The following is a 14,389-nucleotide window of genomic DNA, read 5'->3' on the forward strand; positions in this document are numbered from 1 at the left end:
CCGCTGTACCGCCGGAACTGTCAGTTCTGCCGGAGGCGTCAGTCCCGGCTGTGTCGGCCGAAGCCGGTGGCGCCCTCGATGAAGCCGCCGCCGTTGCCCTGGTTGTCACCGCCCTGGTCGTCACCGGAGCCGCCGGTGGTCACCAGGTTGATCGCCGTGCCGGACGGGACCTTCTGGCCGCCGCTCGGCGTGGAGAGGACCACACGGGCGTCGTCGTCCTGCGGGCCCGTGATGCTGCCCACGGTGAGGTCGGCGTCCTCGATGGCGTCACGGGCGTCCGCGAGGGTCTGGCCGCCGAGGGTCGGGACGGTGGCCTCCTCCGGCTCCTCCTCGGCCTTCTTCTTGGCCACCTGGACGGTCACCGTGGAGCCGGGGTCGACCTCGGTGTTGGCCGAGGGCGATGTCTGGATGACCTTGCCCTCCTCGACGCTGTCGCTCTCGACGTCCGTGCGGCTCGCGACGAGACCGTTGGCCTCGATCTGCTTCTTCGCGGCTTCCCAGGTCTGACCGGAGACGTCAGGGACGACGGGCTTCTGCTGCTTCTTGGCGACCGTCAGGGTGATGCTGGTGCCCTTCTGGGCCTCCGTGTCGCCAGGTGGGTTCTGACTGATCACGACGCCTGGGTTCTGCTCGGACTCCTGGGTCTTCTTCGTGACCTCGAAGCCCTTGTCCCTGAGTCGGCTCTCGGCCTTCTCGTAGGTGAGACCCTCGACGTCCGGAACGGTGATCTTCGGCGCACCGGTCGACACGACCACATTGATCGTGTCGCCCTTCTCGACCTTGGCGTCCGCGCCGGGGTCCTGCGAGCAGATCTCCCCCTTGGGGTACTTCTCGCAGGTCTTGCGCTCGGACACCGCGATCTCCAGGTCGACGTTCTTCGCCGACTCGCGGGCCTCCTTCAGGGTCTCGCCCACGAAGTTCGGCGCCGTCTTGTCGTCGCTGGTCCCGCTGCCCCCGCTGAACGCCCACTTCCCGATGAGGATCGCCCCCACCAGGACGAGCACGCCCGCGGCGATCAGGAGGATCGTCGAGGTGTTGCTCTTCTTCTGGCCGCGGCCGCGCCGTCCCCCCTCGTCGTAGCCGTCGTCCGGGTTGACCGGCGGCATCATCGAGGTCTGGCCGTGGGCGGGGCCGCCGTGCTGCGGGCGGAGCATCGCCGTGGCCTGGTCGTCGGGGTGACCGCCGTAGCCGACGGCGCCCATGGCGGCCGTGGCGGCGACGGGCTGGCCGTCGAGGCAGGCCTCGATGTCGGCGCGCATCTCGTCGGCCGACTGGTAGCGGTAGTCCGGGTCCTTGGTGAGCGCCTTGAGGACGATCGCGTCCATCTCGGGCGTGATCTCGTTGTCGAAGACGCTGGGCGCCTGCGGCTCCTCGCGGACGTGCTGGTACGCGACCGCGACCGGGGAGTCGCCCACGAAGGGCGGCCGGACGGTCAGCAGCTCGTAGAGGAGGCAGCCCGTGGAGTAGAGGTCCGAGCGCGCGTCGACCTGCTCGCCCTTGGCCTGCTCGGGGGAGAGGTACTGCGCGGTGCCGATGACGGCGGCCGTCTGCGTCATCGTCATGCCGGACTCGCCCATCGCACGGGCGATGCCGAAGTCCATGACCTTGACCTGGCCGTTGCGCGTCAGCATGACGTTCGCGGGCTTGATGTCGCGGTGGACGATCTGGTTGCGGTGCGAGTACTCCAGGGCCTGGAGGATGCCGATGGTCATTTCCATGGCGCGCTCGGGCAGCAGCTTGCGCCCGGAGTGCAGCAGCTCGCGCAGCGTGGAGCCGTCGACGTACTCCATCACGATGTACGGGATGGAGACCCCGTCGACGTAGTCCTCGCCGGTGTCGTAGACCGCGACGATCGCCGGATGGTTGAGCGAGGCGGCCGACTGGGCCTCACGGCGGAACCGGGCCTGGAACGACGGGTCGCGGGCGAGGTCGACTCGCAGCGTCTTCACCGCCACGGTGCGGCCGAGGCGGGTGTCGTGCGCGAGGTAGACCTCCGCCATCCCGCCGCGGCCGAGCACCTGGCCCAGCTCATACCGGCCGCCGAGGCGACGCGGCTCTTCCATAGCTATTCCCAGCCCTCTCCGTCGGTCCCGACCGCACCGTGTTGCGCGGTCCGGCGGTGTGCTGTCCGGGCATACCGTACCCGGCTCGCCTGACGTGACCCGGCCGCAACCGTCACCCGATACAGGACCGGTATCGCAACGTGCACCGATGTGGAGGGGTCGTGACAGGGGTCACTTCTTGCTGTCGATGACCGCCTTCATCACGTCCCTCGCGATCGGCGCCGCGAGCCCACCGCCGGAGATGTCGCCACGGGAGGCGTCACTGTCCTCCACGACCACGGCCACGGCGACCGGGGAGCCCGAGTCGGTCTTGGCGTAGCTGATGAACCAGGCGTACGGGTTCTTGCTGTTGTTGAGGCCGTGCTGCGCGGTACCGGTCTTGCCGCCCACTGTGACGCCCGGGATCTTGGCGTTGGTTCCCGTGCCCTCGTTCACGACGGTCTGCATCATGTCCTGGAGCTTCTGCGCGTTCTCCTTGGACAGCGGCTCGCTCATCTCCTTGGGCGAGTGCTTCTCGATCACGTCGAGGTTCGGCGCCTGGAGCTCCTTGACCATGTACGGCTCCATCAGGGTGCCGTCATTGGCGATCGCGGAGGTGACCATCGCCATCTGCAGCGGCGTCGCCGCGGTCTCGAACTGGCCGATGGAGGAGAGCGCGGTCTGCGGCTTGTCCATCTCCTCGGGGAAGACGGAGGCATTGGAGCGGACCGGGACGAACTGCTCCTCGTTGAAGCCGAACTTCTCGGCCGTCTCCAGCATCTTGTCCTTGCCGAGGTCCGAGCCGATCTTGCCGAAGACCGTGTTGCAGGACACCCGCAGCGCCTCGCGCAGCGTGGCGTTCTTGCAGGGGATGTTGCCCTCGTTCTTCAGCTCGGTCGTGGTGTTCGGCATCGTCCAGGGCAGCGGGGACTTCGTCTTCTCGTCTATCTCCGTGTACAGGCCGTGCTCCATCGCCGCCGCGGCCGTGACCACCTTGAAGGTGGAACCGGGCGGGTAGGTCTCGCGCAGCGCGCGGTTCAGCATCGGCTTGTCGGAGTCCTTGTCGAGCTTCCCGAAGGTCTCGGCCTCGGCGTTGGTGTTGCCGGCGAACTTCGAGGGGTCGTACGAGGGCGTCGAGGCCAGCGCGAGGATCGCGCCAGTGGACGGGTCTATCGCGGCTACGGCGCCCTTGCCCTTGTTCTTCAGACCGTCGTACGCGGCCTTCTGCGCGTCCCGGTTCAGCGTCGTGACGACGTTGCCGCCCTCCTTCTTCTTGCCGGTCAGCATGTCGAGGCTGCGGCGGAAGAAGAGCCGGTCGTCGTTGCCGGTGAGGATGCGGTCCTCGATGGACTCGATCTGGGTGGCGCCGATGCGCTGCGAGGCGAAGCCGGTCACGGGCGACCACATGGGCCCGTTCTTGTAGGTCCGCTTGTACTTGAAGTCGTCGCCGTCGACCTTCTGCGAGCCGGTGATGGCCTTGCCGTCGACGATGATGTCGCCGCGCGGCTGGGCGTACCGCTCGATGGGCACGCGGCGGTTCATGTCGTGCTCGGCGAGGTGGTCGGCCTTGACGTACTGAAGCCAGTTGTCGCGGACGAGCAGCGCGAGGACGAGCAGGCCGCAGAAGATCGCGATGCGGCGCAGAGGCTTGTTCACGGCCGTACCACCTGGGTCATCTCGGCGTCGGGGTTCGGGGCGGGCGACGGGGCCGGGCGGCGCGCGGTGTCGCTGATGCGCAGCAGGATGCCCACGAGCGCCCAGTTCGCGATCACCGAGGAACCGCCGTACGCGATGAACGGCATCGTCATACCCGTCAGCGGGATCAGGCCCATGACGCCGCCCGCGACGACGAAGACCTGGATGGCGAAGGCGCCGGACAGGCCGACCGCGAGCAGCTTGCCGAACGGGTCACGGGCCGCGAGCGCCGTGCGCACGCCGCGCTCCACGATCAGGCCGTAGATCAGCAGGACGGCCATGATCCCGGCGAGGCCCAGCTCCTCGCCGTACGTGGCGAGGATGAAGTCGGAGTTGGCGGCGAAGCCGATGAGGTCGGAGTGGCCCTGGCCGAGGCCGGTGCCGAGCGTGCCGCCGGAGCCGAACGCCATCATCGACTGGGCGATCTGGTCCGTCCCGGTCGACGCGATGACTTCCTTGTTGAACGGGTCGAGCCAGGCGTCCACACGCACCTTGACGTGCGGCTCGAAGGAGGCCACGGTGACGGCGCCGATGGCCGACATCAGCAGACCGAACACGATCCAGCTGGTGCGCTCCGTGGCCACGTACAGCATCACGATGAACATGCCGAAGAACAGCAGCGACGTGCCGAGGTCGGTCTCGAAGACCAGGATCAGGATCGACATCGCCCACACGGCCAGGATCGGACCGAGGTCACGCCCGCGCGGCAGGTAAAGGCCCATGAAGCGGCGGCTGGCGAGGGCGAGTGCGTCTCGCTTCACCATCAGGTATCCGGCGAAGAACACCGCGATGACGATCTTGGCGAACTCCGCGGGCTGGATGGAGAACCCGCCGACCTGGATCCAGATCTTGGCGCCGTAGATGTTCTTGCCGAGGCCCGGCACGAGCGGAAGGAGCAGCAGGCCCATCGCGCCGATCATCGAGATGTATGTGTACCGCTGGAGGACGCGGTGGTCCTTGAGCAGCAGCATCACCGCGACGAACAGGGCGATGCCGATCGCCGAGTACAGCAGCTGCTTGGGGGCCGCCGCGCTGAACGCCCCGAAGGAGGCCTTGCCCAGCTGCTGCAGCCGCTCCGACTGGTCGAGCCGCCAGATGACCACCAGGCCGAGGCCGTTGAGCAGCGTGGCGAGGGGCAGCAGCAGTGGGTCCGCGTACGGCGCGAACTTGCGCACGACGAGGTGCGCGACGCCCGCGAGCAGGCCGAGGCCCAGGCCGTAGCCGAGCATGCCGGGCGGCAGCTCGCCGGAGATGGCGAGGCCCACGTTCATGTAGGCGAACAGCGGGATGACGACGGCGAACACCAGGAGCGCGAGCTCGGTGTTGCGTCGGCTCGGCGCACCGATGGCGCCGATCGTCGACGTTTGTGTAGTGCTACTGCTCATGGCGTGCAAGGGCCCCCAACGGCTGCTTACTGCTTACCGCACTGCGGGACCAGATCCTTCTCCTGCTGGGAGAGGCTGGGGCCGGGTGTGGGAGTCGGTGCGGTGGTGGACTTGGACTTGTCGTCCTTGGTGCCCGGGTCGTCCGCCGCGCGGAAACTCGCGTTGCGGAAGTCCGGCTTGGAGGTGTCGGCGGGGTCGGGCGAGCCGTCCTGGCCGCCCGCCTCGCCCTCACCGGGCTTGGTGTTGTCGTTCTTCTCGCGCTCTTCCTTCTCGCGGTTCTCCCGCTCGATCGCGCGCCGCTCGGCGTCCTTCTTGCACGCCGACGCCTGCAGGCCCAGCTCGCCGATCTTCTTCTCGGCGTCGTCGAGGTTGCCCTCCTGGATCGTCGACTCGACCTGCTTGCGCTGGTAGGGCGGCAGGTACTTGAGTTCGATCTCGGGGTGGTCCTTCTCGACCTTCGACAGGCTCACCCAGGCGAGGTCCTGGTCGATGCCGCGGTAGAGCGCGACGTGCTCGTCCTTGGTGCCGACGTAGTACTGCGTCTGGGTCCAGCGATAGCCGCCGTACAGGCCGCCGCCGACCACGGCGAGGGCCAGCGCGATGTAAAGGGATCTCTTCAGCCACTTGCGGCCGCCGCCGGGCTTCACCAGGTCCTCGTCGCCGTACGCCCCGAAGGAGCCGCCCTCGGGGGCGTACCCCGGAGTGCCGTCGCCGCTTCCGGGCGGGCCGAAGCCGCCTCCGGAGGGGGGCGGCGTCTGGCGGCCGAGGCCCGACGCGCGGCCCGCGGGCGTCTGCATGGCGCCGTCGTCGTTGGCCTGGAGCTGGTTCTCGGCGACCGCGCCGACCACCACGGGGGTGTCGGACAGCTGGCCCGCGAGGGTGTCGCCGGTGTCGATGTCCAGGACGTCGGCGACGATCACCGTGATGTTGTCGGGGCCGCCGCCGCGCAGCGCGAGCTGGATCAGCTCCTGCACGGTCTCCTGGGGGCCCTGGTAGCTGGCGAGGGTGTCCTCCATCGTCTGGTGGGACACGACGCCGGACAGCCCGTCGGAGCAGATCAAGTACCGGTCGCCCGCGCGGACTTCACGGATCGACAGATCCGGCTCCACGTGGTCGCCGCTGCCGAGCGCGCGCATCAGGAGCGAGCGCTGCGGATGCGTCGTCGCCTCCTCCTCGGTGATGCGGCCCTCGTCGACGAGCCGCTGCACCCAGGTGTGGTCCTGCGTGATCTGCGTGAGCACGCCGTCGCGCAGCAGGTACGCGCGCGAGTCGCCGACGTGCACGAGGCCGAGCCGCTGGCCGGTCCACAGCAGGGCGGTCAGGGTGGTGCCCATGCCCTCGAGCTGCGGGTCCTCCTCGACCATGAGGCGCAGCTGGTCGTTGGCCCGCTGCACGGCCGTGCCGAGCGACGTGAGGATGTCCGAGCCGGGGACGTCGTCGTCGAGCGTGACGAGTGTCGAGATCACCTCGGAGCTGGCGACCTCGCCCGCGGCCTGGCCCCCCATGCCGTCGGCGATGGCGAGGAGACGCGGACCCGCGTAGCCGGAGTCCTCGTTCCCCTCCCGGATCATGCCTTTGTGCGATCCGGCGGCGAAGCGCAGTGACAGACTCATGCGCACCTCGCCCGTCGGCTCCGGGTACATCCGCACGGTGCCCACCCTCCGGTCGGGAGCGCGCTGGCGTCCAAGTCCTGGACCGCGTCGGCTCGCTCGCTCCGCTCGCTCATTGTCGTACTACTTCCGCAGCTCGATGACGGTCTTGCCGATGCGGATCGGCGCGCCCAGCGGAACGGGCGTCGGGGTGGTCAGGCGGGTCCGGTCGAGATACGTGCCGTTCGTGGACCCGAGATCCTCGACGATCCACTGGCCGTCACGGTCCGGGTAGATCCTGGCATGCCTGCTGGAGGCGTAGTCGTCGTCCAGCACGATGGTCGAATCGTGTGCCCGGCCCAGCGAGATCGTCTGCCCCTGGAGCGCGACGGTGGTGCCCGTCAGGGTGCCCTCCGAGACGACCAGCTTGGTGGGGGCGCCACGACGCTGGCGGCCGCCGCTCTGCTGGCGCTGTGGCGGCGGCGCGGCCTGCTGGCGGGCCGCCTGGCGGCCGCCCTCACGGCGCGAACCGCGCTGAGTGACGCGCGTACCGAACAGGTCGCTGCGAATGACCTGGACGGCCACGATCACGAACAGCCACAGAACGGCCAGGAAACCCAGCCGCATGACCGTCAGGGTCAGCTCTGACATTGCCCCCGCTTCACCCTTCGGCTTGCCGGTAAATGATGGTGGTGCTGCCCACGACGATCCGCGAGCCGTCGCGGAGCGTAGCGCGGGTGGTGTGCTGCCCGTCTACCACGATGCCGTTGGTAGACCCGAGATCCTGGATCGTCGAGGGCGTTCCGGTCCGGATCTCACAGTGCCGGCGCGAGACGCCGGGGTCGTCGATCCGCACATCGGCGTCGGTGCTGCGACCCAGCACCAGCGTCGGGCGGGAGATCTGATGGCGGTTGCCGTTGATCTCAATCCAGCGCCGTACTTGCGCGCCCGGGGAGCCGGAGCCCGGCCCCTGCGGCCGCGCCGCCGCCGGAGCTGCGCCGCGGCCCGCACCCGCGCCGCCCGCGCCGGGAGGCGGCGCGGCGGGCATGGGAGGGGCGCCCGAGGGGCCCTGTGGGTAGCCGTAGCCGCCGCGGGGGCCCTGGCCCGCGCTCGTGGGACCGCCGCCGGGGGCGCCGGGCCCGCCGGGGCCCGTGGGGCCACCGGGAGCGGGGTCGGGAGTCTGGGAGGTGCTGGACGCGAGCGTGCGGCTGCGGACCCGGTAGAGGCCCGTGTCCAGGTCCTCCGCCTTCTCCAGGTGGACCTTGATGGGGCCCATGAAGCTGTACCGCTGCTGCTTCGCGTACTCACGCACCATGCCGGAGAGCTCGTCGCCGAGCTGTCCGGAGTACGGGCTCAGGCGCTCGAAGTCGGGCGCGCTGAGCTCCACGATGAAATCGTTCGGAACGACGGTCCGCTCGCGGTTCCAGATCGTCGCGTTGTTGTCGCACTCGCGCTGCAGGGCGCCAGCGATTTCGACGGGCTGGACCTCGGACTTGAACACCTTGGCGAAGGTGCCGTTGACCAGACCTTCGAGTCGCTGCTCGAACTTCTTCAGGACTCCCATGGGGCACCTCCTCCGTCGTTGTCATCCTCGTACTGCTTACTGATCGTATCCACGCGCCGGGAAATCAGGTGGTTCCCCCTGTCCGCCCGGACCACGAGTGTCGCCCCTCACAAGGCATGCCCGCACTGGTCTTCCACGATCCTCAGGGTTCCCTCAGGGGTGTCCCGGGGCTCCGCCCGGGTTCGCTCCGCCGATCCTCGGGGATCGGTCAGGGCATCCCGCGGGAACCGTCCTGAGTCCCGCGTCGGAGGCTTGGCCGACGGCTCGGTCCGGGCTCGCTCCGCGCCTGGTGCCGTGCTCCGCTCGGGGCTGATTCCGCGCTTCTCCTGGGCTCTTGTGGGCTCCTTCCGGGGTCCCGGGCCGGGCCTGGCTCGGGCCTCCTCCTGCTTCCTCTTACCAGGGATCGTAGAGGGGGTCCCAAGACAGTGTCCCGCACGCGGCTGTGGACCTAGGAGGAGGACTTGACGTCCGCCGTGGTTGCGTCGGGCGGGTGGTTCGGCCTGTTCTGTTCGAGCGGAGCACCCCGCTGGGGCGGGGCGAGGACGGACCGCGATCGGGGCGGGGCGGCTGGTGAGGACGGGGTACGACACGTCTGCGCAGGCTGTCGGTACGTCCACGGGTGCCGCGCGGGTGCCCCCGAATACGGATGTGAATCCACCCTCTCCAGCGTGCTAATCTTCTGGATGTCGGCAGGCGCTCGCACCACACAGTGAGAGACCCAAAGACAACACCCATGCGCGGGTGGCGGAATAGGCAGACGCGCTGGATTCAGGTTCCAGTGCCCGAAAGGGCGTGGGGGTTCAACTCCCCCCTCGCGCACAGAGAAGAACCGATGAACGGGTCTTCACCAAGGACGAGAGTCCTGGTGGAGGCCCGTTTCTCGTGTTGGTCGGTCGGTGGCCCGGGTGTCCCGAGCGTTCTGGGCGTCCTGTGTGTTCTGTGTGTTCTGTGTGTCCTGAGGTCTTGGATGCGCCGTGTTTTCTGACTGCTCCGGGTGACATGCGCCTCCACGGTGAGCTATCTCACGGTGGGGCTCCCGGGCGTATTTCCTGGCCTCCACCGGTCACATTCCCGCGGCACGGCGCGTCATGGCGGTGACGGGCCGCACGGGCCCGGCCGGGGCGGAACCGCGCCGGCGCATCCGCTTGATGAGGAGCCCCTCTGATGTCCACCGCCCACGTCGCCGTCACCCTCGTCGCCGCCGCCATGACCGGCTTCTCCGCTGTCTCCGTCTTCCTGCGCGCCAAGTGGGTCGTCGAGCCCATGGCCGACTACGGCATTCCGATGGCGTGGCTGCCGTGGCTGGGTGCGGCCAAGGCGGCGGGCGCGCTCGGGCTCGTGGCCGGGTTGTTCCTGCCGGTGGTCGGGACCGCGGCGGGGGTCGGCCTGGTCCTCTACTTCGCCGGGGCCGTCGTCGCCGTGGTCCGGGCACGCTGGTACGCCCACATTCCCTTCCCGCTGGTGTACGCGGCTCCGGTCGTGGGCGCGCTGGCGCTGGGGCTCGCCGCCGCCTGAGCTGGTCCTTCCCGGGCTCGGTGCGAGGGGTGGGCGAGGTGGGGGCGAGGCGTGGGGAGAGTTATCCACAGGCTGTGACGGGGATTCGTCCGCGGCGGTACCGTCGGTGTCAGTCGAGTTCGCGAGGTCCAGCGACAAGAGCATCGAGGTCATCGAGGTCATCGAGGTCATCGAGGTCGCGGGGCCGGCGACGGTCGTGTGTCAGCAACAGGGGGGCGATGGGTGTGGGCGGCGACGGAGTGGCGTTCTCGGAGGGCGACGACTCAGGAGTCGACGCGCGGCCGGGCGGTCGGCGGCTGCCGCGTGTGGAGGGGTTCGCGCACTGGCCCGCGGGCGGCGCGGGCGGGACTTCCGGCGCTTCCGGCGCCTCCGTGCCGGTGCAGCCCAAGCAGGAGGGCAAGGTGCTGCGCGGGCGCACCCCGCGCTCCGCGCACGCGGAGTTCGTGGCGGACGACCACCGCCCCGACCCCGTCTCCGCGATCGAGGAGACCAACAGGGGACGGCTCGAGGAGCTGACGCCGCTGCGGGTGGCCAGGATGGCCGCGTCCCCCTTCGCCTTCCTGCGCGGCTCCGCCGGACTCATGGCGTACGACCTCGCCCGCACCCCCCTTACCGGCATCGGCGCCCAGATCTGCGGCGACGCCCACGCGGCCAACTTCGGTCTCTACGGGGACGCGCGCGGCGGCCTCATCATCGACCTGAACGACTTCGACGAGACGGTGCACGGACCGTGGGAGTGGGACGTCAAGCGCCTCGCCGCCTCCCTCGTCCTGGCGGGACGGGAGGCGGGCGCCAAGGAGGACACGTGCGCCGAGGCGGCCTACGACGCCGTGGGTGCCTACCGCCGCACGATGCGCCTCCTCGCCAAGCTCCCCGTCCTCGACGCCTGGAACGCGATCGCCGACGAGGAACTGGTCTCCCACACCGACGCCCGCGACCTGCTCGGCACCCTCGACCGCGTCTCCGAGAAGGCCCGGCAGAACACGAGCGCCCGCTTCGCCGCCAAGTCCACCGAGCCGGTCCCGGACGCCGGGATCCCGGCGGGCCACGCCGCGCCCCGGCGCTTCGTCGACGCGCCCCCGGTGCTGCGCCGGATACCGGACGCGGAGGCGGCCGCCGTCGCCGCGGCCCTCGGGGAGTACCGCACCACCCTGCCGGAGGACCGCCTGCCCCTCCTCGCGAGGTACTCCATCCAGGACGTCGCCTTCCGCGTCGTGGGCACCGGCAGCGTCGGCCTGCGCTCCTATGTGGTGCTGCTCCTCGACCACCGGGGGGAGCCGCTGGTCCTCCAGGTCAAGGAGGCCGGGCCCTCCGCGCTGCTGCCGCACCTGCCGGTGGCGGGCTTCAAGGAGCAGGAGAGCGAGCACGAGGGCCGACGGGTGGTGTTCGGCCAGAAGCGCATGCAGGTCGTCAGCGACTTCCTGCTCGGCTGGACGACGATCTCCGGACGGCCTTTCCAGGTACGGCAGTTCAGGAACCGCAAGGGCAGCGTGGACCCGGCCGCCCTCGCCGCCGACCAGCTCGACGACTACGGCCGCATGACCGGCGCCCTGCTCGCCCGCGCCCACGCCCACAGCGCCGACCCCCGGCTCATATCCGGTTACTGCGGCAAGAACGACGAGCTGGACGAGGCCGTGGCCGCCTTCGCGGTGGCGTACGCGGACCGCACGGAGGCCGACCACGCCCAACTGGTCGCCGCGGTGCGGGAGGGGCGGCTGCGAGCAGCGGACCAGGGAGCCACGACCCCGGGAGCTGTGGCCTAGGCTGGACAGGTGACGACCCCGGAAGCCGAGCCGACGAGCCCCGAGACGCCCGAGCAGCCGTATGAGGCGGCGGAGCAGCCGCACGGGACGGCGGCGGACGGTCAGGCCGGTGCCGGTACTGGTGCTGATGCCGGTGATGGTGCCGGTGCGCGGCCCGAGGAGCGGCTTGAGAAGGCCGTGCGCGCCGCCGAGCAGGCGCTGATCGAGTACGAGATCGCCGTGGAGACGTTCCGGGTCGAGGTGGAGAACTTCTCCCGGCTGCATCACCAGAAGCTCGGCCCGATGTACTCGCGCCTGGACGAGCTGGACGCCCTGATCGCGGAGGCCGTGGCGGCGCGGTCCGGTGACCCGGAGGACCTGCGCAAGGCGGACGAGGCGCGGGCGCGGGTGCTGCCGATGCCGGCGGTCGAGGAGCTGTTCCACGGCTGGATGGACGGCGACGGGCTGTTCCCCGAGGCCGCCGCGATGCTCACCGAGCAGTCCGTGCGGCCGCCGCAGCGGGTGCGGCCGAGCGACGAGGTCCGCAAGCTCTACCGGGAGCTGGTCCGCAAGGCCCACCCCGACCTCGCGCAGGACGAGAAGGAGCGCGGACGCCGTGACGAGTTCATCACCCGAGTGAACGCCGCGTATGGCCGTGGTGACGAGGCGCTGCTGCGGGAGCTGCTCACCGAGTGGGCCGCGGGGCCGGTGCCCGAGGAGCTGCGGCCCACGCCGAGCGAGGAGCTGTACGCCCGGCTCGAATGGCTCGCCCGGCGCAAGGAACTGCTCTCGGTCGTGGCCCGGGAGCTGGAGGAGAGCGCGATCGGGTCGATGCTCAAGCTGGCGCCCGACGATCCGGACCGGCTCCTGGAGGAGATCGCCGAGCAACTGCTCGCTCAGGTCGCGGAGCGCGAGGCGGAGCTGGAGCGGCTGACCGCCGCCTGACCGCCCTGAGCGGTGCGGCGCCATCCGGTGCGGTGTGCCGTGCTCTGTGGGTGGTGCCGGTTCGGTGGGCAGTGCCCCATGGGTGGGCGGCATCGGGGCGGTGGCGGTCGGGTAGCGTCGGACGTATGGAATTCGGATCTGGTGTGCCCACGGTCACGGTCGGTGATCTCTCGGACGGAGACTTCCTCCTTGACGTCCGTGAGGACGACGAATGGCAGGCGGGTCACGCGCCGGACGCGCTGCACATTCCGATGAGTGACTTCGTGGCCCGCTTCGGAGAGTTGACGGAGGCGGCGCCGCAGGACGGCCAGGTGAACGTCATCTGCCGGTCCGGCGGCCGTTCCGCCCAGGTGACCATGTACCTCGCGCAGCAGGGCATCGACGCGGTGAACGTCGACGGCGGCATGCAGGTCTGGGAGGCCTCGGGCAAGACCGTCGTCGACGGCAAGGGCCAGCCCGGCACGGTGATCTAGCCCGGCTTGGGCGTGGGGTGACGGCGATCCGGTCCGACTTGGGCGTGGGGTGACGGCGATCCGGTCCGACTTGGGCGTGGGGTGACCGACGCCCGGTCGAGGGCCCGTCTCCTCAGCTGAGGGAGTGCGCCGCAAGGAGGTCGCCCAGGGCGTCCTCGTGCGCCGCGGCCGGGCCGAGCGCGAGCTCCAGGTGCTTGGCCCAGGCGTGGTAGCGGTGCAGGGGGTAGTCGGTGTCGGCGCCGAAGCCGCCGTGCAGGTGCTGTGCGGTCTGCACCACCCGGCGGACGCCGTCCGACGCCCAGATCTTGGCCACCGCCACATCCCCGGAGGCCGGGAGCGGCCCGCCGTTGCCCGCACCCATGCGGGCCGGTGAGCTGAGGCGCCAGGCGGCCTGCCAGAGGGTGACCTCCATCGCGCGCAGGTCGATGTAACGGTCGGCGGCCTGCATGGCGACCGCCTGGAAGGTGGCGACAGGGAACCCGAACTGCTCGCGCTTGCCGGTGTATTCACTCGTCATGCCGAGCACGCGCGTACCGAGTCCGAGCGCGAGCGCGCAAGTGCCGGTCGCGAGCAGGTTCCGGAGGAAGTCCCAGGCCCCGTCCGCGGTGATCACGTCCCGGGCGCCGACCCGAACCGCGTCCAGGCGCAGTTCGCCGAGCCGCTCCCCGCTGGTGGAGAACTGCTCGGCGAGGGCGAGCCCGGAATGCCCGCGCGGGACGAGGGCGAGGACGGCACGGCCGTCGGGGGCGGTGGCGGGCACGACGGTGATGTCGGCGTCGTAGGCCCAGGGGACGGCGGTCTGGAGGCCGTCCAGGATCCAGTCGTCGCCGTCGGGGCGTGCGCTGACGGCGAGTTCGGCGCCGTCGTGCCCCGTGCGGCCGTTCGCGGCGACGGTCAGAACGGTGCCGCCGCGCGCGGCCGACTCCAGGACCGCCCGCTTCAACTCGTCGCCGCCGTAGGTCTGGACGGCGTACGCGGCCGCGCAGCTCTCGAGCAGCGGCACACGTGCGAGCACCTTCGCCGACTCGCGCAGCACCAGGCAGAGCGCGACGGGGCCCAGACCCGACCCGCCGTACTCGGGGGCCATCAGCAGGCTCAGCAGGTCGGCGTCGGCGAGCTTGGCCCACAGCGCGCGGTCGAAGTCCTCGGCGACGGCCCCGGGGGTCCGGGCGGGGCTGGGCACGCCGTCCGGGGCGACCCCGGCGAAGACCGCCTTGGCCGCTTCGAGCGCCGCCTGCTGCTCCTCGGTGAAGGTGAAGTCCACTGCTTGTCCCTCCGCACCGGCCGGTTCGGTCTCGTCGGCTCCGCCACTGTTTCTGACGGGTCGTCAAGATAGAACACGTTCTATGGGAAGGGAACAGCCGTGGCGAGTGGTCCGGTGAGTGGTGGCCCGGCGTCGGCCCCGCGCGGTGGGGCGCTCAGCCGTGCGGTCCTCACCC

11 protein-coding genes and 1 tRNA gene are annotated in these 14,389 nt (G+C 70.4%); 5 read left to right on the forward strand and 7 right to left on the reverse strand.

The genetic code is table 11. The features are described from left to right. Window positions 1-38: 38 nt before the first annotated feature. The 6 genes from pknB to ACFVHO_RS03480 all read right to left on the reverse strand — a co-directional run bounded on the left by pknB (window position 39) and on the right by ACFVHO_RS03480 (window position 8,275). Complete coding sequence (gene pknB / locus ACFVHO_RS03455; RefSeq protein WP_385709553.1) at window positions 39-2,063, reverse strand: Stk1 family PASTA domain-containing Ser/Thr kinase; 2,025 nt, start codon at window positions 2,061-2,063, stop codon at window positions 39-41. A 171-nt stretch (window positions 2,064-2,234) separates the two neighbouring features. Beyond that, window positions 2,235-3,698, reverse strand: a complete 1,464-nt coding sequence (locus tag ACFVHO_RS03460; RefSeq protein WP_380842993.1) for a peptidoglycan D,D-transpeptidase FtsI family protein — start codon at window positions 3,696-3,698, stop codon at window positions 2,235-2,237. Further along, window positions 3,695-5,122 carry an FtsW/RodA/SpoVE family cell cycle protein gene (locus tag ACFVHO_RS03465; RefSeq protein ID WP_030360576.1) on the reverse strand — a complete coding sequence of 476 codons (1,428 nt, stop codon included), beginning with the start codon at window positions 5,120-5,122 and terminating at the stop codon, window positions 3,695-3,697. Before ACFVHO_RS03465 ends, ACFVHO_RS03460 begins: the two co-directional genes overlap by 4 nt. A gap of 26 nt (window positions 5,123-5,148) precedes the next feature. Next, on the reverse strand, window positions 5,149-6,735 hold the full coding sequence (locus tag ACFVHO_RS03470; protein ID WP_385709556.1) for a Stp1/IreP family PP2C-type Ser/Thr phosphatase: 1,587 nt from the start codon (window positions 6,733-6,735) through the stop codon (window positions 5,149-5,151). Window positions 6,736-6,855: 120 nt separating this feature from the next. Then, the gene (locus ACFVHO_RS03475; protein ID WP_030360578.1) at window positions 6,856-7,362 is read right to left on the reverse strand and encodes an FHA domain-containing protein; all 507 of its coding nucleotides are present in this window, start codon (window positions 7,360-7,362) and stop codon (window positions 6,856-6,858) included. A gap of 10 nt (window positions 7,363-7,372) precedes the next feature. Beyond that, window positions 7,373-8,275 (reverse strand): FhaA domain-containing protein, encoded by a 903-nt coding sequence (locus ACFVHO_RS03480; RefSeq protein WP_385709560.1) that lies wholly within the window; start codon window positions 8,273-8,275, stop codon window positions 7,373-7,375. Window positions 8,276-9,010: 735 nt separating this feature from the next. On the opposite strand from ACFVHO_RS03480, the gene ACFVHO_RS03485 reads away from it, so the two are divergent. The 5 genes from ACFVHO_RS03485 (at window position 9,011) to ACFVHO_RS03505 (ending at window position 12,950) form a co-directional block, all read left to right on the forward strand. Continuing rightward, window positions 9,011-9,094, forward strand: a tRNA-Leu gene (locus ACFVHO_RS03485). A 345-nt stretch (window positions 9,095-9,439) separates the two neighbouring features. Then, window positions 9,440-9,790, forward strand: coding sequence for a DoxX family protein (locus ACFVHO_RS03490; protein ID WP_385709562.1), 351 nt, complete (start codon window positions 9,440-9,442; stop codon window positions 9,788-9,790). A 218-nt stretch (window positions 9,791-10,008) separates the two neighbouring features. Then, window positions 10,009-11,553, forward strand: a complete 1,545-nt coding sequence (locus ACFVHO_RS03495; protein ID WP_385709565.1) for a DUF2252 domain-containing protein — start codon at window positions 10,009-10,011, stop codon at window positions 11,551-11,553. A gap of 9 nt (window positions 11,554-11,562) precedes the next feature. Beyond that, on the forward strand, window positions 11,563-12,477 hold the full coding sequence (locus tag ACFVHO_RS03500) for a J domain-containing protein (protein WP_385709568.1): 915 nt from the start codon (window positions 11,563-11,565) through the stop codon (window positions 12,475-12,477). A 143-nt stretch (window positions 12,478-12,620) separates the two neighbouring features. Continuing rightward, a complete protein-coding gene (locus ACFVHO_RS03505) occupies window positions 12,621-12,950 on the forward strand; it encodes a rhodanese-like domain-containing protein (protein WP_385710070.1) in 330 nt (109 codons plus the stop codon). A 112-nt stretch (window positions 12,951-13,062) separates the two neighbouring features. On the opposite strand, the gene ACFVHO_RS03510 is transcribed toward ACFVHO_RS03505, so the two are convergent. After that, the gene (locus ACFVHO_RS03510) at window positions 13,063-14,214 is read right to left on the reverse strand and encodes an acyl-CoA dehydrogenase family protein (protein ID WP_385709571.1); all 1,152 of its coding nucleotides are present in this window, start codon (window positions 14,212-14,214) and stop codon (window positions 13,063-13,065) included. Between the last annotated feature and the right edge of the window lie 175 nt (window positions 14,215-14,389).

Source organism: Streptomyces sp. NPDC127108 (assembly GCF_042677545.1).
In the GTDB taxonomy this organism is placed as follows: domain Bacteria; phylum Actinomycetota; class Actinomycetes; order Streptomycetales; family Streptomycetaceae; genus Streptomyces.

What these genes read in the sequence shown, in the direction of transcription:
- ACFVHO_RS03465 (WP_030360576.1), bottom strand. Translation starts at nt 5,122, where the DNA reads ATGAGCAGTAGCACTACACAAACGTCGACGATCGGCGCCATCGGTGCG.
- pknB (WP_385709553.1), bottom strand. Translation starts at nt 2,063, where the DNA reads ATGGAAGAGCCGCGTCGCCTCGGCGGCCGGTATGAGCTGGGCCAGGTG.
- ACFVHO_RS03490 (WP_385709562.1), top strand. Translation starts at nt 9,440, where the DNA reads ATGTCCACCGCCCACGTCGCCGTCACCCTCGTCGCCGCCGCCATGACC.
- ACFVHO_RS03495 (WP_385709565.1), top strand. Translation starts at nt 10,009, where the DNA reads ATGGGTGTGGGCGGCGACGGAGTGGCGTTCTCGGAGGGCGACGACTCA.
- ACFVHO_RS03480 (WP_385709560.1), bottom strand. Translation starts at nt 8,275, where the DNA reads ATGGGAGTCCTGAAGAAGTTCGAGCAGCGACTCGAAGGTCTGGTCAAC.
- ACFVHO_RS03475 (WP_030360578.1), bottom strand. Translation starts at nt 7,362, where the DNA reads ATGTCAGAGCTGACCCTGACGGTCATGCGGCTGGGTTTCCTGGCCGTT.
- ACFVHO_RS03470 (WP_385709556.1), bottom strand. Translation starts at nt 6,735, where the DNA reads ATGAGTCTGTCACTGCGCTTCGCCGCCGGATCGCACAAAGGCATGATC.